Annotated in this window: 15 protein-coding genes; 6 read left to right on the plus strand and 9 right to left on the minus strand. The window is 62.0% G+C overall.

Translation table 11 applies throughout. The features are described 5' to 3' along the window. Positions 1–116: 116 nt before the first annotated feature. From NPS46_RS19010 to NPS46_RS19030, 5 genes are all read left to right on the plus strand, one after another. On the plus strand, positions 117–1,610 hold the full coding sequence (locus tag NPS46_RS19010) for an RNA polymerase factor sigma-54 (protein ID WP_274109855.1): 1,494 nt from the start codon (positions 117–119) through the stop codon (positions 1,608–1,610). 80 nt (positions 1,611–1,690) lie between these two features. Continuing rightward, a complete protein-coding gene (hpf, locus tag NPS46_RS19015; RefSeq protein ID WP_274109857.1) occupies positions 1,691–1,996 on the plus strand; it encodes a ribosome hibernation-promoting factor, HPF/YfiA family in 306 nt (101 codons plus the stop codon). Positions 1,997–2,008: 12 nt separating this feature from the next. After that, complete coding sequence (ptsN, locus tag NPS46_RS19020; protein WP_274109860.1) at positions 2,009–2,473, plus strand: PTS IIA-like nitrogen regulatory protein PtsN; 465 nt, start codon at positions 2,009–2,011, stop codon at positions 2,471–2,473. A gap of 2 nt (positions 2,474–2,475) precedes the next feature. Next, positions 2,476–3,333: an RNase adapter RapZ gene (gene rapZ, locus NPS46_RS19025; protein ID WP_274109861.1), complete on the plus strand. Its 858-nt coding sequence runs from the start codon at positions 2,476–2,478 to the stop codon at positions 3,331–3,333. A 14-nt stretch (positions 3,334–3,347) separates the two neighbouring features. Continuing rightward, positions 3,348–3,620, plus strand: coding sequence for an HPr family phosphocarrier protein (locus NPS46_RS19030; protein ID WP_274109862.1), 273 nt, complete (start codon positions 3,348–3,350; stop codon positions 3,618–3,620). A 36-nt stretch (positions 3,621–3,656) separates the two neighbouring features. Here the strand turns inward: NPS46_RS19030 and NPS46_RS19035 are convergent, their stop codons facing one another. The 6 genes from NPS46_RS19035 to pmbA form a co-directional block, all read right to left on the minus strand. After that, the gene (locus NPS46_RS19035; RefSeq protein ID WP_274109863.1) at positions 3,657–4,550 is read right to left on the minus strand and encodes a ZIP family metal transporter; all 894 of its coding nucleotides are present in this window, start codon (positions 4,548–4,550) and stop codon (positions 3,657–3,659) included. A gap of 18 nt (positions 4,551–4,568) precedes the next feature. Then, entirely contained in the window at positions 4,569–5,186 is a 618-nt protein-coding gene (locus NPS46_RS19040) for a superoxide dismutase (protein ID WP_274110026.1), read from the minus strand. Position 5,187: 1 nt separating this feature from the next. Next, positions 5,188–5,649: a hypothetical protein gene (locus NPS46_RS19045; protein WP_274109865.1), complete on the minus strand. Its 462-nt coding sequence runs from the start codon at positions 5,647–5,649 to the stop codon at positions 5,188–5,190. 27 nt (positions 5,650–5,676) lie between these two features. Continuing rightward, positions 5,677–7,053: a class II fumarate hydratase gene (locus tag NPS46_RS19050; RefSeq protein WP_274109867.1), complete on the minus strand. Its 1,377-nt coding sequence runs from the start codon at positions 7,051–7,053 to the stop codon at positions 5,677–5,679. Next, complete coding sequence (locus NPS46_RS19055) at positions 7,046–7,441, minus strand: FagA protein (protein ID WP_274109869.1); 396 nt, start codon at positions 7,439–7,441, stop codon at positions 7,046–7,048. Before NPS46_RS19055 ends, NPS46_RS19050 begins: the two co-directional genes overlap by 8 nt. A 183-nt stretch (positions 7,442–7,624) precedes the next feature. Then, positions 7,625–8,971: a metalloprotease PmbA gene (gene pmbA, locus NPS46_RS19060; RefSeq protein WP_274109871.1), complete on the minus strand. Its 1,347-nt coding sequence runs from the start codon at positions 8,969–8,971 to the stop codon at positions 7,625–7,627. Between the two features lie 108 nt (positions 8,972–9,079). Here pmbA and yjgA point away from each other — a divergent pair, with 108 nt between their 5' ends. Then, positions 9,080–9,604: a ribosome biogenesis factor YjgA gene (yjgA, locus tag NPS46_RS19065; protein WP_274109873.1), complete on the plus strand. Its 525-nt coding sequence runs from the start codon at positions 9,080–9,082 to the stop codon at positions 9,602–9,604. Between the two features lie 44 nt (positions 9,605–9,648). On the opposite strand, the gene tldD is transcribed toward yjgA, so the two are convergent. Genes tldD through NPS46_RS19080 form a run of 3 tightly spaced genes read right to left on the minus strand, consistent with a single transcriptional unit; the run spans position 9,649 to position 15,832 of the window. Continuing rightward, the gene (tldD, locus tag NPS46_RS19070; RefSeq protein ID WP_274109875.1) at positions 9,649–11,091 is read right to left on the minus strand and encodes a metalloprotease TldD; all 1,443 of its coding nucleotides are present in this window, start codon (positions 11,089–11,091) and stop codon (positions 9,649–9,651) included. Between the two features lie 31 nt (positions 11,092–11,122). Further along, the gene (locus tag NPS46_RS19075; RefSeq protein WP_274109877.1) at positions 11,123–11,971 is read right to left on the minus strand and encodes a carbon-nitrogen hydrolase family protein; all 849 of its coding nucleotides are present in this window, start codon (positions 11,969–11,971) and stop codon (positions 11,123–11,125) included. Between the two features lie 45 nt (positions 11,972–12,016). Further along, positions 12,017–15,832, minus strand: coding sequence for a YhdP family protein (locus tag NPS46_RS19080; protein ID WP_274109879.1), 3,816 nt, complete (start codon positions 15,830–15,832; stop codon positions 12,017–12,019). Positions 15,833–15,911 lie beyond the last annotated feature (79 nt).

A 15,911-nucleotide genomic window follows, 5' to 3' on the forward strand; every position in this document is an offset into this window, starting at 1 on the left:
GGCGACCTAGGCAAACGCGACGATTTCAGGCATATAATTTGCTTAATTTTGGCGCTCCGGCGCCCTTGTAGTGGATGGCGCATGCGCGCCGGCGAATAAGGTGTTAAGCCCCTGCCATGAAACCATCGCTAGTCTTGAGAATGGGCCAGCAGCTGACGATGACACCTCAGCTGCAACAGGCCATCCGCCTGCTCCAATTGTCGACCCTGGACCTGCAACAGGAAATCCAGGAGGCGCTGGAATCCAATCCGATGCTCGAACGCCAGGAAGAAGGCGACGACTTCGATAACACGGATCCCCTCGCCGACAACCTCGAGCACACCCCCAATACCGAACCCCAGGAACCCTCCTATCAGGAAACCACCCCCACGGTGGATAACCTCGAGGAAGGCGAATGGAACGAACGCATCCCCAACGAGCTGCCCGTCGACACCGCCTGGGAAGACGTGTACCAGACCAGCGCCAGCAGCCTGCCCAGCAGCGATGACGATGAGTGGGACTTCACGACCCGCACCTCCGTCGGCGAGAGCCTGCAAAGCCACCTGCTCTGGCAATTGAACCTGGCCCCGATGTCCGACACCGATCGGCTGATCGCCGTGACCTTGATCGATTGCATCAACAACCAGGGCTACCTTGACGAGTCACTGGAAGAGATCCTCGAAGCTTTCGATCCGGAACTGGATATCGAACTGGATGAAATCGAAGCGGTGCTGCACCGCATCCAGCAATTCGAGCCCGCAGGCATCGCCGCGCGCAACCTGGGTGAATGCCTGCTGCTGCAACTGCGCCAACTGCCCGCCAAGACGCCATGGCTTGTCGAAGCCCAGCGCCTGGTCAGCGACTACATCGACCTGCTCGGCAGTCGCGACTACAGCCAGCTGATGCGGCGCATGAAGCTCAAGGAAGACGAACTGCGCCAGGTCATCGAACTGGTCCAGAGCCTCAACCCGCGACCCGGCTCACAAATCGAATCGAGCGAAGCCGAATACGTTGTCCCGGATGTGATCGTACGCAAGGACAACGAGCGCTGGCTGGTCGAGCTCAATCAGGAGTCCGTGCCGCGCCTGCGCGTCAATCCGCAGTACGCAGGCTTCGTTCGGCGCGCCGACACCAGCGCCGACAACACCTTTATGCGCAACCAGTTGCAGGAAGCGCGCTGGTTTATCAAGAGCCTGCAAAGCCGCAACGAAACCCTGATGAAAGTCGCCACCCAGATCGTCGAGCACCAGCGCGGCTTTCTCGAATATGGCGACGAAGCGATGAAGCCGTTGGTCCTGCACGATATCGCCGAAGCGGTGGGCATGCATGAGTCGACCATTTCCCGGGTCACCACCCAGAAGTACATGCACACACCACGGGGCATCTACGAGCTCAAGTACTTTTTCTCGAGCCACGTCAGCACCTCCGAAGGGGGCGAATGTTCGTCCACGGCGATCCGCGCGATCATCAAAAAACTGGTTGCCGCGGAAAATCAGAAAAAGCCGTTGAGTGACAGCAAGATCGCTGGTTTACTGGAGGCACAAGGCATTCAGGTCGCCCGTCGTACCGTCGCTAAGTACCGCGAATCCCTTGGGATCGCGCCTTCAAGCGAACGCAAGCGGTTGATGTAACCGCAAGGGCGAGCCACAGCGTTCCAGTGGCAGGCAACCCAGCCTGCCGCTTTATGCACTGGCAACGAAGGAGAAGCTGTATGCAAGTCAACATCAGTGGACACCAACTGGAAGTGACCAAGCCCCTGCGCGAATACATCGAGCTCAAACTGAAGAAGCTCGAAGGGCATTTTGACAAGATTACCAATGTGCAGGTAACGATGGCTGTCGAGAAACTGAAGCAGAAAATCGAAGCCACGCTGCATATCCACGGTGGAGAGGTGGTCGCAAATGCCGAACATGATGACATGTATGCCGCGATTGACCTGCTCACTGACAAGCTTGACCGCCAACTGAAAAAGCATAAGGAAAAGCACCTCCACCTGCTCCAGGGCACAGGTCGCTAACACTCCCCACTCATGATCCGACTTGAAAACATCCTGACCCCCGGCCGTTCCCTCGTGAACGTGCCGGGCGGCAGTAAAAAGCGCGTACTTGAACAGATTGCCAACCTGATCGGCCGAGAAGTGCCGGATCTGGCCACGCAAGATGTCTACGAGAGCCTGATTGCCCGCGAGAAACTCGGTTCGACCGGTTTCGGCAACGGCATCGCCATTCCCCACTGCCGCCTCAAGGGCTGCGAAGCGCCGATCAGCGCCTTGCTGCACCTGGATGCCCCCATTGATTTCGACGCCATCGACGGTGCGCCGGTCGACCTGCTGTTCGTGTTGTTGGTCCCGGAAGCCGCCACCGATGCTCACCTGGAACTGCTAAGGCAAATCGCCAGCATGCTTGATCGCAAGGACGTTCGCGACCAACTGCGCAGCGCGTCCAGCAACGAAGCCCTGTATCAGGTTGTCCTGAACGCCCAAAACGGTCAGTAATCATGCGCTTGATCATCGTCAGCGGCCGGTCCGGCTCAGGTAAAAGCACCGCCCTCGATGTACTCGAGGACCACGGCTACTACTGCATTGACAACCTGCCGGCAGGATTGCTGCCGGAGCTTGCCGAACGCGCTTTGATCCATACCGAGTTGGCCCAGCCACTGGTCGCCGTGTCGATTGACGCACGCAACCTGCCGAGCCACCTGTCGCGCTTCCCACAGTTGCTCGAGGAAGTCCGCAGCCGGCATATCCAGTGCGATGTGCTGTACCTGGATGCCGACGAGGAAACTCTGCTAAAGCGTTTCTCCGAGACCCGTCGCCGCCACCCGCTCAGCACGGCCAATCGTTCGCTGGCCGAGGCCATCCGCGATGAGACCGCGCTGCTGGGCCCTATCGCCGACCTCGCGGACCTCAAGGTCAATACCACCAATCTGAACCTGTACCAGTTGCGTGACACCATCAAGCTCCGCCTGCTGAACCAGCCGGAGCCCGGCACCGCATTTTTGATCGAGTCATTTGGCTTCAAGCGCGGCATGCCGGTGGATGCCGACCTGGTGTTCGATGTCCGCTGCCTGCCCAACCCCTACTGGAAACCCGAGCTGCGCGAGCAGTCCGGGCTCGACCAGCCGGTGGCCGAATACCTGGCCGCGCAACCCGACGTCGAAGAGATGTACCAGGACATCTCAAGCTATCTGCACAAGTGGCTTCCCCGCTTCGCGGCCAGCAACCGGGCCTATGTCACCATCGCCATTGGCTGCACCGGCGGGCATCACCGCTCTGTCTACCTGACCGAACGCCTGGGCCTGGCCCTGCAGCAATCCCTGAAGAACGTCCAGGTCCGCCACCGCGACCTAAGCTAAGGATCCACACCGCGATGCCTGTTCTGGAAATTGAAATCATCAACAAGCTGGGGCTGCACGCCCGCGCATCAGCCAAGTTCGTCGGAATCGCCGGTCAGTACCCCTGCCAGATCCGCGTTGGACGCACCCTGGAAAGCATGGTCGACGGCAAGAGCATCATGGCGATGATGATGCTTGCGGCCGGCAAGGGCACGCGCATTCACCTCAAGACCGAAGGCGAGCAAGAGCAGGAAGCCCTGGACGCCCTGGCAAAGCTGATCAACAACTTCTTCGACGAAGGCGAGTAACGGCCGGTTGCATAACCGCCCGCCCTCCCCTGGCCCTCAGCCGAGGGCCGTATCCATCACCATCATCAGGCAAAACCCCAGGCACAGCCCCAGGCTCGCCAGCTTCTCATGACCGTTGCGACGCGACTCGGGGATCACCTCGTGAGTCACTACCAGCAGCATCGCGCCAGCGGCCAGGGCCAGCCCCAACGGCAACAGCAGCTCGGCCAACGTCACCAGCCAGGCGCACAGTAGGGCAAAGACCGGTTCGACCAAGCCGGACGCAGCGCCAATCAGAAACGCCCTGACCCGCGACATCCCCGCTCCCGCCAACACCAAAGCAATCACCAGTCCCTCGGGCACATCCTGCAGGGCAATTCCCATCGCCAGGCTGTCCGCATCAGCCATGCCTCCGCCGGCAGACACGCCTACCGCCATACCTTCCGGGATGTTATGGGCGATGATCGCAAAGACAAACAGCCAGATCCGTGGCGCAATCGCCGGCTGAGCGCCGGGGCTGATCAGGATCTGCGGTGTCACGCCGGATATCTTGCGGTCGACCAAAAACAGACCGAAAGCCCCCAGCAGGATGCCGAAGCTGATCAATCCGCTCGCGCCCCAGGGCGTCAATCCCAGGTTTTCGGCAGCGGCAATGCCCGGCACGATCAGTGAAAAGGCGGTCGCCGCCAGCATCACCCCCGCGCCAAACCCCAGCAATGTATCGCTAAGCGCCACCGGCATCCGCCGGATAACCAGCACCGGTACTGCGCCGAGCGCCGTACCCAGCGCACACAACGCACCGCCTTGCAGTGCACGCAGCATCCGCGGTTCAAGATCGAGCCAGGCCAGTCCCTTGGCCACCAGCAACGCCGCACCCGCCAATAGCAAGAGCGAACCCAATGCATAGCGAAACATTCGTCCGCTGCCGATCGCCAAGGTTTCACTGCCCATGATTGGCCTTAAGTCTTGTTAGGGTTGAACCAGAGCGGCCTGATAACGAGCAGCGACTTCAGGCCAATTGATCACGTTGTAGAACGCGTTGATGTATTCCGGGCGGCGGTTCTGATAGCGCAGGTAGTAAGCGTGCTCCCAGACATCCAGGCCGAGGATTGGCGTATTGCCGTGCATCAGTGGGCTGTCCTGGTTGCCGCTGCTTTCAACCACCAGGGTCTTGTCCGGGGTGACACTCAGCCAGGCCCAGCCACTGCCGAATCGGGTCAGCGCAGCCTTGGTAAAGGCCTCTTTGAAACGCTCGAAGCCACCCAGCTGTGCAGTCATCGCATCGCCCAGTTCACCCTCGGGCAAACCGCCACCCTGAGGGCTCATCACCGCCCAGAACAACGAATGGTTGGCGTGTCCGCCACCGTGGTTGATCACGGCACCACGCAGGTTCTCCGGCAACTGTTGCACCGCGCCAACCAGGCGTTCCACCGGCCATTGGGCCCATTCGGTGCCTTCCACGGCTGCATTGAGATTGGTCACGTAGGTCTGGTGGTGCTTGGTGTAGTGGATCTCCATGGTCTGCGCATCGATATGCGGTTCCAGGGCGTCGTAGGCGTAGGGCAAGACAGGCAAGACATGGGGCATTTCAATGAACTCCATATTGATGGCGGCGCGGCGGCGGGATTTCATGGGACACGACCGCGCTCGCCGGCGGCGCTGTGCTGTTCAGCAAGAGACTGGTGCGCGGGTATTCGCCGTACTCACTGATAAAACTCAGCAGCTCGGCATAGGTCATGCTGCTCTGGCGCAAGGCGGCCTCACGCAGCGCGGGCGCCAGGCGGACGTCCTGCAGGGTCTTGAGCAACCGTTGATGGATCGCACACAGGTACTGGGCGCTCTCCTCCGGCTGGTTCAGACGCAAATGCAGGTCGGCCAGGTTGTGGTGGGAAATGACACAGGCAGCAACCGCTTCGTCGGCATCCGGCCAGCGCTCGAACAGTACCTGGGCCAGGGCCAATGCCTGCAAGTAGAGCTCGCGGGCATCGACCCATTCACCGAGATTGAAACAGCGATTCGCCCTTTCGATCGTGCGCTTCCAATGTTCCATGGAACACCTCCAAAGCGGTGGTACGGCTTAGACGCCGCCCGCGGTCAGTTTTTCCGGATCCAGCAGCACTTCCAGCTGGCTACGTGACAGATCGGTATGTTCCAGTGCCACATCGATCACCGGACGCCCTTGCTGATAGGCTGTCTTGGCGATTTCGGCGGCCTTCTGATAGCCGATAATCGGGTTGAGCGCGGTCACCAGGATCGGGTTGCGCGACAGGGCTTCCTTGAGCTTGGCCTCGTTGACCTTGAAGCTGGCGATAGCCTTGTCCGCCAGCAGCCGGCTGGAATTGGCCAGCAGTTCGATGCTGCTCAGCAGGTTCTGGGCGATGATCGGTAGCATCACATTCAGCTCGAAGTTACCGGACTGCCCGGCCACCGCGATCACCGTGTCGTTGCCGATGACCTGTGCCGCGACCATGGCCGTGGCTTCCGGGATCACCGGATTGACCTTGCCCGGCATGATCGAGGAACCTGGCTGCAAGCCCTCCAATTCGATTTCGCCCAAGCCAGCCAACGGACCGGAGTTCATCCAGCGCAGATCGTTGGCGATTTTCATCAGCGAGACCGCCGTGCCTTTCAACTGGCCGGACACCGCCACCGCCGTATCCTGGGAGCCAATCAACGCGAACAGATCCTGGCCCGGCTTGAACTCCACCCGGGTCAGGGCACTGAGCTGCTGATTGAACAACGCGGCGAAACGCGGGTGAGCGTTGATTCCTGTGCCGACGGCCGTGCCGCCCTGCGCCAGGGACTGCAGGCTGGGCAACAGGTCCTGCAGATGACCGACATTGGCCTTGAGCTGTTGGGCCCAGCCATTGAGCACCTGGCTCATGCGCACGGGCATCGCATCCATCAAGTGGGTCCGCCCGGTCTTGATAAACGGGTGGACCTCCACCGCCTTGCGCTCGATCACGTCGACCAGGTGGGCCAATGCCGGCAGCAGTTGCTCATGCAAGGCCAGCGCGGCACTGACATGGATGGTGGTCGGAATGATGTCGTTGCTGCTCTGCCCGCAGTTGACGTGGTCATTGGGATTGACCGGCTCGCCGAGCAGGCGGCTGGCCAAAGTCGCGATCACCTCGTTGGCGTTCATGTTGGAGCTGGTGCCCGAGCCGGTCTGGAAGATATCCACCGGGAAGTGCTGCATGAAATCGCCTTCCAGCAGCCCCTGGCACGCATCGACAATCGCCTTGCCCTGCGCCGCGCTCAGTTGCCCCAGTTCGATATTGGCCCGCGCTGCTGCGGCCTTGGCCAGGATCAGGGCGCGGATAAACTGGGTCGGCATACGCTGGTGGCTGATCGGGAAATTATTCACCGCACGTTGGGTCTGGGCGCCGTACAAGGCCGCTTCCGGGACCTGCAACTCACCCATGCTGTCGCGTTCGATACGGGTATTACTCATCGTGGAATCCTTGCATCAGTTCATTCAGGGAAATGGAAGGCAACAGCGAGCAGCTCGCCAGCTCCCAGGCCAGAGCCTGCCAGCGGCGTAGACGGCAGGTGCAGTGACTCAAGCGTTTGAGATCACGCAGCGGGCGCCAGGTCTGGTCCAGGCACAGCCCGCGCCAATGCCACGGCAACGCGGTGTCGGTGGCGGTGTCGAGTAGCAGGCGTAGGGAGGTTTCAGCGATCATCCACGGCGACGTGGCAGTACAGCAGGCCAGGTAGCGGCCTTCGGCGAGGTAGTGTTCGATCAGCCGGGGTTCGTCCGGCGCGAGGGCGCAGCGAATCTGGCGGCTCATCCAGCGCCAACTTTCCAAGTAGGGCTGCTCGTGCAAGGCAGAACTCATGACTCGGGCTCATTCGATAATGAGATTTATTATTGAATGATATTGAGAATCAACACAATAGTTGATTTACATCGGCCCGATAGCCAATACCCCGCGCTATCCTGAGGAGCGCGCCAGATCCGCGCGCATAAAAAAGGGCGTGTCGCCTGAAGCGACACGCCCTTGATCACCGCAGGCGAAGGATCAACTGCCGGCCACCGTCATGCGTTCGATCAGCACCGAGCCGGTGCGGATGTTGCTGCGTAGTTCAAGATCGCTGCCAATGGCGACGATTTGCTTGAACATGTCGCGCATATTGCCGGCAATGGTCACTTCCTGAACCGGGAACTGGATCTCGCCGTTCTCGACCCAGAAGCCGGCCGCGCCACGCGAGTAATCGCCCGTGACCATATTCAAGCCATGGCCCATCAGCTCGGTCACCATCAGGCCACGCCCCATGCGACGGATCAGGGCATCCTGATCCTCGACCCCATGGGTCACGAACAGGTTATGCACGCCACCGGCGTTGGCCGTGCTCGGCAGGCCCAGCTTGCGCCCCGAGTAAGTGCCCAGCACGTAGGACACCAGTTGGCCATTTTCGACAAAGGGCTTGGCGTAGGTCGCCAGGCCGTCGCCGTCAAATGCCGAACTGCCCATGGCACGCATCAAGTGCGGACGCTCATCGAGGGTCAGCCACTCGGGGAACACCCGCTGCCCGAGCGCCCCTTCCAGGAACGATGACTTGCGATACAGGTTGCCGCCGGAAATGGCCGACAGAAAGCTGCCAAACAACCCGCCCGCCAACTCCGCCGCAAACAACACCGGCACTTCGCAGGTCGGCACCGGACGCGCGCCCAGACGACTGGCGGCACGCTGTGCAGCTTTGCGCCCGATGCTGGCCGGATCAGCCAGCAACTCGCCCTGGCGACTGACGTCATACCAGTAGTCGCGCTGCATCTGTCCGTCCGCCTCAGCGATCATCACGCAACTAAGGCTATGGCGCGTCGACGCCGAACCGCCGATAAAGCCATGACTGTTGCCATAGACACGGCAGCCCTGGTGAGTGTTGAGGGTGGTGCCGTCGGCATTCTTGATCCGGCTATCGGCCTCGAACGCCGCCGCCTCACAGGCCAGCGCCCGCTCGATAGCCTGCTCGGGGCTGATATCCCAGGCGTGGTACAGGTCAAAATCCTGCAGATCACGCGCCATCAGCGCGGCATCGGCCAGGCCGGCGCATTCGTCTTCAGAGGTGTGCTGGGCAATCGCCAGGGCCGCCGCGACCGTCTCCCGGATGGCCTGCTCGCCGGTAGCCGAGGTGCTCGCCGAGCCCTTGCGCTGGCCGACGTACAGGGTGATGCCAAAACCCTGGTCGCGGTTGAACTCCACCGTCTCCACTTCCCGCTGGCGCACCGACGTCGACAGCCCCTGCTCGAGCGACACCGCGACCTCGCAGGCGCTGGCGCCCTGACGCTTGGCCTCGGCAATGATCTGCTCGACCTGCTCCTGCAGAGCCGGCAAGGCCTGCGGGCCGACGCTTTGTGCTGCACTCATGGTGTTCTCCACTCAAATTCTGCTTTCGCCGAGGGCCGGCGAGCGACCGAGCCGGACAAGCGGCCCTCGACTGGTTATCATGGCGGCGTTTCTTTGCGGACTGCCACCATGGTTGATTCTTACGACGACTCCCTCGACGGGGGAGAAAAAAGCAAAACCCAGATCAAACGCGAGCTGCATGCGCTGGTAGACCTGGGCGAGCGCCTGACCACACTCAAGCCTGACGTGGTGGCAAAACTGCCACTGACCGACGGTTTGCGCCGCGCGCTGGCCGAAGCGCCCAAGCACACGGCCAACATCGCCCGTAAACGACATATCCTGTTTATCGGCAGGCTGATGCGCGACCAGGACATCGACGCCATTCTGGTGTTGCTGGACCAGCTCGACGCCTCGACCCGGCAATACAACGAACGCTTTCACAACCTTGAACGCTGGCGTGATCGCCTGATCGCAGGCGCCGACGACGTGCTGGAAAAGTTTGTCGGCGACTACCCCGAGGCGGACCGCCAGCAACTGCGCTCGCTGATTCGCCAGGCCCAGCATGAGCTGGCGCACAACAAGCCGCCGGCGGCGACCCGGAAAATCTTCAAGTACATCCGAGAGCTGGACGAGACTCAACGCGGCCTGCGCTGAGTCCTGTCCGCGGGTGGGTTCGCCCACCCGTCGCTCCATCCTCTTCAAGCGCCTGTGCCACCCACGGTGATCGCGTCGATCTTCAGGGTCGGCTGGCCGACGCCTACCGGCACCGATTGCCCATCCTTGCCGCACGTACCCACGCCGCTGTCCAGCGACAGGTCATTGCCGACCATCGACACCTTGCTCATCGCTTCCGGACCGTTGCCGATCAACGTCGCGCCCTTGACGGGTGCCGTGATCTTGCCGTCTTCGATCAGGTACGCCTCGCTGGTGGAAAACACGAACTTGCCGCTGGTGATGTCGACCTGCCCACCACCTAGGTTGGCGCAGTAGATGCCTTTCTTCACCGAAGCGATGATTTCCGCCGGATCGCTTTCGCCGCCGAGCATGTAAGTGTTGGTCATCCGTGGCATCGGCAGGTGCGCATAGGACTCGCGCCGACCGTTGCCGGTGCGCGCCACGCCCATCAGGCGAGCATTGAGCTTGTCCTGCATATAACCGGTCAGCACGCCGTTTTCGATCAGCGTGGTGCACTGGGTCGGCGTGCCTTCGTCATCGATGCTCAGCGAGCCCCGGCGCCCGGCCAGGGTGCCGTCATCGACGATGGTGCAGAGTTTCGAAGCGACCATTTCCCCCATCCGACCGCTATAGGCCGAACTGCCCTTGCGATTGAAATCGCCTTCCAGGCCATGCCCCACCGCTTCGTGCAACAGCACGCCGGACCAACCGGAGCCCAGCACGACCGGCAAGGTGCCAGCCGGTGCCGGGATGGCTTCCAGATTGACCAGAGCCTGGCGCAACGCTTCGCGGGCGTAGCCCATGGCACGGTCTTCGGAGAGGAAATAGCGGTAGTCGGTACGCCCGCCGCCGCCATGGCCACCGCGCTCGCGGCGACCGTTCTGCTCGACGATCACGCTGACATTGAAACGCACCAGCGGGCGCACATCGGCGGCCAGGCCACCATCGGTGGAGGCCACGAGAATACGCTCCCAAACCCCGGCCATGCTGACGCTGACCTGCTGGATACGCGGGTCCAGCGCACGGGTGGCAACATCGACACGCTTGAGCAATTCGACTTTCTCGGCACGGCTCAGTACATCCAGCGGGTTGTCCGGCGCATACAGCCGTGCCACATCCTGGGTGCTGAACGCCTGCACGCTGCCGTTCTGCCCGGCGCGGGAAATCGAACGGGCCGCACGGGCCGCCGAGCCCAGGGCTTCGAGCGTAATGGCATTGCTGTAGGCAAATCCGGTTTTCTCGCCGGACTGGGCGCGCACGCCCACGCCCTGGTCGAGGTTGAAGCTGCCTTCCTTGACGATGCCGTCTTCCAAGGCCCAGGACTCGGAGATCTGGCCCTGGAAATACAGATCGGCGGCATCGATGCCCGGCCCGGCAAGATCGCCCAGCACGGTCTGCAGGCTTTCGATGGTCACGCCACCTGGCGCTAACAGGTGTTCACTGACTGAGGCCAACAACTCGCTCATATGCTTTACGCCTTAATTCATGCTTCGACAGCTAGAGATCGGATGCAGGTCGCTGCGCGCCCTGCGAGAAAAAGCGCCGGTGACTCGCCACCGGCATGCGCGCCCGGATGGACGCCTGTTCCTGGACATCGCGCTCGGCCAGCAGCACCGCTTCGCCCCGGGCCTGCTCGGCCAGTATCCGGCCCCAGGGATCGACGATCGCCGCATGCCCATGGGTTTCCCGTGGGCCTGGATGCACGCCGCCCTGGGCTGCCGCCAGCACATAGCACTGGGTCTCGATGGCCCGGGCGCGGATCAGCACTTCCCAGTGCGCCGCGCCGGTCACGGCGGTAAAGGCCGACGGGGCGGTAATCAACTGCGCGCCGGCCTTGCGTAACTCGCTGTACAGCTCGGGAAAGCGCAGGTCATAGCACACCGTCAGCCCCAGGCGGCCTACCGGCGTGTCGGCGACCACCACCTGCTCACCATGAGCATAGTCATCGGATTCACGATAACGACCGCGATTGTCCGCCACATCCACATCGAACAGATGCAGCTTGTCGTAACGCGCCGCTTGCTGGCCCTGGGCATCGATCAACAACGAACAGGCATTGACCTTGGCCGTCGGACGATCCACGGGCGGCAACGGCAATGTACCGGCCACTATCCATAAGTTGAGGTCACGAGCGGCCTGTTTCAACCACGGCAGGATCGGCCCTTCGCCCAACGCCTCGGCGCGGCCGATATCGGCAATATCGCGACGGCCCATGGCGGCGAAATTTTCCGGCAGGACGGCCAACCGGGCACCACCGGCAGCAGCCTGCTCCAGCAGGCGCCGGGCGGCGGCAAGATTGGCCAGCACATCGCTCTGGCTGACCATTTGAATGACTGCGACCGTCATGGTGCTCTCCAATAAAAGCCTGCCGCCATGCTACTCCATGGCCTCCTAGCGCGGGCTTTCAAATGGCTTGTCGAAGGAGATTTTCGGCTCTTTCCACGGCCCTTCGACCTTGTACTGCACGCTGGCGAAACGCGAGACCCGATCCCCGATCAGCTTGTCGATCAGAAACAGCGCACCGCCCACCGCCGGCGCCCCGACGATCAAGGCGGCAATCGGCAGGTTGTTGGTCACCGGCAAGGTCACCAGCAGCTTGGCATCGATCCGATCACTCACCATATCCAGCGTACCGTTGAGCTCCAGGTTACTCGATGGCCCGGTCAGGGTGATCGGATTGCGTGTCACGTAGACGCCTTCGCTGGCGACCAGCAGGCCCTTGACCCGGTCATAGCTCAAGCCCTTGCCCAGCAGGTCCGAGAAGTCCAGGCGCAGACGCCGACCAATTGAGTTGAAGTTGAGCAGGCCGAACACGCGCAGGGCCTGGGCGCTGCCGTCGACTTCAACGAACTGGCCTTTGCGCAGGGTCGCATCGAGGCTGCCGGAGAAACGGTTCAGGCCCACCCAGGCCGGCGAACCTGGCCAGCGACCATCGACATCCAGGTGGAAGTTCTCACTGGTCACGGTCGGGGCAAACTTCCACGCCTGCAACACCTGGCCCAGGTCCTTGCCTTCCAGCCGCCCGCGATACCAACTGGAACTGGCACCCGGAGCGCCTTCCCAGCCGCCATCGCCAACCAGATGCAGGCCCTTGAGGCCCAGGTCGAGCCCACTGAAGCGCAAACCCTTGGTCGTTGGCTGCACTTTCAGGCGCCAGGCACCGAGCAGATCGTCGCCCTGGTAGAGCCGATCGATCACGATATCGAGCGCCGGTATCTGCCGCGGGTCCACCGAAGCCAGCGGATCAGGCGCGTTCTCATCGGTCACCGCCGCCGGGTCCGGCGCCGGCAGACGCAACGTTTGCAGGCTGATGGCAATCGGCGCGGACTTGGCATCCGGCAGCCCAACAGAACCATTGGCCTGACGGCTGTCGAAACGCAGGTTCCAGGCCGACGGCCCGCGATTAAGCTTGAGGTTGAGCTGATCGAGCTGGGTGCCAAAGGCGGTCAGCTTACCGATACGAAAATCCGCACTGCTCAGCAATTGCTTGGCGCTGCCACTCGGATCCTGCCCCGCATAGCGCTCGACCACGGCCTGCCACGGCTGCAGATCCAGTTCGGAAAGCACACCCCGTATGCGCAGGCCTTTGCTGGTCGGCAGCAAGGCATCGCCATCGCCCAGGAACAGTTCGCCACGACCATCGCCCAACTTGCCTGCGGGCGCAGCGAATGTCAGGTTGGCCAGGTTGCCGTAGTCAAACCAGTAGCGCCGTTCAGCCCCTTGCAGGGTCATGCGAAACACCGTGTCGCGTCCGGTGCTGGTCGCCAGGCCAAAGGGCGCCGGCAGATCCACGGCCACGCCTTTGAGGCTGGAACTGATCATCAACTGGCTGTCAGCACCATCGAGGCTCAACTGCAACTGGTAAGGCAGATCGCCAGAAACCGGTAGCGGCTGGCTGACCTGCAACCATTCGCTGAGCTTCTTCACCGTGACCTGCCCCTTGGCAATCACCCGAGTACTGATTCGGCCCGGCCGGCCATCGGCAACGATCTGTGCACTGATTGGCCGGTCGAAAGCCTGGGCGCTGATGCCCTGGCCACTCAGGCCCTTGGCACTGTCAAAACGGAAATCGCCCTTGAGCTGGGTCAGTTCCAACGCAGGCTCTGCCAGTTTCAATCGGGCCTTGTCGGTCTGGAAGTCGACCTGAATCTTTGGTTCCTCGCCCTTGCCCAGCGGGATATCGAGCTTTACCCGGCCCTGCAGGTCACCTTCCCCCTGCCAGCCGGCAAAGGTACTCGCGGTGCCGATGGGCGCGTCCTGCAGAATTTTCAGGCCGTCTTCCAGGCCTCCGGCGAACTCGCCATCGAGGTGCAGATGGCTGTTCTTGCCGGCCTCGGCATGGGGAATATCGACCTTTACATTGCGCACCTGCGTGTCGAGCAGGCGCCCTTCGCGAGCCTTGATCCGCACACCGCTGTCTTCGATAAACACATCGCCGCGCACCTTGCTCACATGGGGCCAGCCAGGCTGGAAGGCCAGTTCGGCATCGTGAACCTTGAAAAACAGGCTGATGCTGCGCGCGGCCTCGATCGCATCGTGGTTCAGCGCCCCCTGGTACTGGAAGAACCCTTCATCCACTGCGCCTTTTAAAATCGCGGTGCGCAGCCATTCATCCAACGTCGGGCTGAGCACTGCCGGCAAGTACTTGGCGGTATAACGCCCGTCGCCCTCGAGGAGGCCGACGCGCAGGTCCATATAGTCTTCCTGGCTATGATCGAAGTGCAGGCGAATCAGGAAGTCCCCGGCGATCTTGCCCTCCTCGCCCAGCACCTTGAGATAAGGCGCGATCAGCGTGAAACCTTCCTTGTCGAGCCGCCAGGTGAGCTGGGCATTGGCCTGCAAGTACTGCCAGGGTTTGGCAAAAATCGGGTCCAGGTGCAGGGAAAAATCCTTGCTGTCCATACGCAGCTCACCCTGGCCGAGGTCGCCGCTGATACTGCCGCTGACATTTCGAGCCGCCGGCGCACCGTGGTAGGCGTCAAAACCGACACGGTCCAGATTGGCCGCGAAACTCACACGTCGGTCACCGGTTTCAGCCGGGCGGTACTCCACCAGGGCATTGCGCAACGCGCCGGTGACCTTGAGGTGATCGATGACTTGCGCCAAAGTCGGCGGCAACGGAGCCAACCCGTCGAGCAGGGGCGTGACGGGCGTCAGGTCGAGGTGATCGGCCTGCAACTGCCAAAGCTCCTGCGTCTCGCCTTTGGCCAGCGTCTGCTTGAGCTGCAGATGGGACTCCCAGCGGGTCGTCCCGATGTTCATGGCCAGGGAGTCGAAAACCACCTGGAGACCGTCCTCGCTACGCTGCAAGTAGGCATTCAACGCCAGGTTTTCGAGGGTCACGGCCTTGCGCTCGGCATAAGCGCCATTGAAGCGTGGGGCATTGAGGCGCGCCACGGCGCTTTGCACCGTGCCCTTGGCCCAGGTCAGCCATAGTTCACCGCCGGCCTTGAGTTCATTGATTTTCCATTGCTGGCTCACGCGGGCCGGCAGCCAGCGCGCCCAATCACTCTGTGGCAAGCTCGCATACAACTGCGCGCTGCCATCGCGCCAGGCCGACGCCTTCACCCGCGCAGTCAGGCTCAGGGCCATGGGCTGACCATCAGGCAGGGTCAGGCGCACATCCAGGCGCTGGCGAGTCACACCGGTCTGCAGGCTGAGGCCGACATAAGTCAGGGTCAGCGGCGCTTCGTCGAACGGTTCGAGTGTGACCTGGCTATCGAGCACGGAGAGCTTCTTGACCATTTGCAATTGCGTGAGCAGTTGTTCGGGATCCAAGGGCTGATCATCGCGCACCGGCAACCCTTCCAGATGCCATTGGCCGGCCTGGTTTTCCCTGAGGCTCAACTGCAACCCGTTGAGCTGCAAATGAGCGATGCGCACCTCGCGATTGCGCAGGCTGGCCCAAAGATCGGGAATCACCTGGACCTGGTCCAGGTGCAAAGCACTGGCGCCCTCACCGACCATCACATCGTGGGCCAACAAGACCGGCGCCAGGCCATTCCAGCGCCCTTCCAGGCGACCGATGTGCAACGGCATTCCCAAGGTATCGCGGGCCCGGGTCTCGATCTCGGCACGGTACTCCGCCACCAAGGGCAGCAGCTCGCGTCCCAGGCTGACATACAGGGCAATCAAAACCAGCAGCAACGCACACAGCCCAAGGGCCCAGCGGGTCAGTGCGGCAACAAAGCGTGGTAGACGCTTCATGTCAGTGGCCCCCTCAGGCAATGGTCAGGTGAAGGGCCGAAAGCGACCCGCGTTAGAAGTAATAGCGCAGAGCAGGGAA

The sequence above is a fragment of the Pseudomonas putida genome, from assembly GCF_028682395.1.
GTDB classification, from domain to species: Bacteria; Pseudomonadota; Gammaproteobacteria; order Pseudomonadales; family Pseudomonadaceae; genus Aquipseudomonas; species Aquipseudomonas putida_AB.

What these genes read in the sequence shown, in the direction of transcription:
- NPS46_RS19010 (WP_274109855.1), top strand. Translation starts at nt 117, where the DNA reads ATGAAACCATCGCTAGTCTTGAGAATGGGCCAGCAGCTGACGATGACA.
- hpf (WP_274109857.1), top strand. Translation starts at nt 1,691, where the DNA reads ATGCAAGTCAACATCAGTGGACACCAACTGGAAGTGACCAAGCCCCTG.
- ptsN (WP_274109860.1), top strand. Translation starts at nt 2,009, where the DNA reads ATGATCCGACTTGAAAACATCCTGACCCCCGGCCGTTCCCTCGTGAAC.
- rapZ (WP_274109861.1), top strand. Translation starts at nt 2,476, where the DNA reads ATGCGCTTGATCATCGTCAGCGGCCGGTCCGGCTCAGGTAAAAGCACC.
- NPS46_RS19030 (WP_274109862.1), top strand. Translation starts at nt 3,348, where the DNA reads ATGCCTGTTCTGGAAATTGAAATCATCAACAAGCTGGGGCTGCACGCC.
- NPS46_RS19035 (WP_274109863.1), bottom strand. Translation starts at nt 4,550, where the DNA reads ATGGGCAGTGAAACCTTGGCGATCGGCAGCGGACGAATGTTTCGCTAT.
- NPS46_RS19040 (WP_274110026.1), bottom strand. Translation starts at nt 5,186, where the DNA reads ATGCCCCATGTCTTGCCTGTCTTGCCCTACGCCTACGACGCCCTGGAA.
- NPS46_RS19045 (WP_274109865.1), bottom strand. Translation starts at nt 5,649, where the DNA reads ATGGAACATTGGAAGCGCACGATCGAAAGGGCGAATCGCTGTTTCAAT.
- NPS46_RS19050 (WP_274109867.1), bottom strand. Translation starts at nt 7,053, where the DNA reads ATGAGTAATACCCGTATCGAACGCGACAGCATGGGTGAGTTGCAGGTC.
- NPS46_RS19055 (WP_274109869.1), bottom strand. Translation starts at nt 7,441, where the DNA reads ATGAGTTCTGCCTTGCACGAGCAGCCCTACTTGGAAAGTTGGCGCTGG.
- pmbA (WP_274109871.1), bottom strand. Translation starts at nt 8,971, where the DNA reads ATGAGTGCAGCACAAAGCGTCGGCCCGCAGGCCTTGCCGGCTCTGCAG.
- yjgA (WP_274109873.1), top strand. Translation starts at nt 9,080, where the DNA reads ATGGTTGATTCTTACGACGACTCCCTCGACGGGGGAGAAAAAAGCAAA.
- tldD (WP_274109875.1), bottom strand. Translation starts at nt 11,091, where the DNA reads ATGAGCGAGTTGTTGGCCTCAGTCAGTGAACACCTGTTAGCGCCAGGT.
- NPS46_RS19075 (WP_274109877.1), bottom strand. Translation starts at nt 11,971, where the DNA reads ATGACGGTCGCAGTCATTCAAATGGTCAGCCAGAGCGATGTGCTGGCC.
- NPS46_RS19080 (WP_274109879.1), bottom strand. Translation starts at nt 15,832, where the DNA reads ATGAAGCGTCTACCACGCTTTGTTGCCGCACTGACCCGCTGGGCCCTT.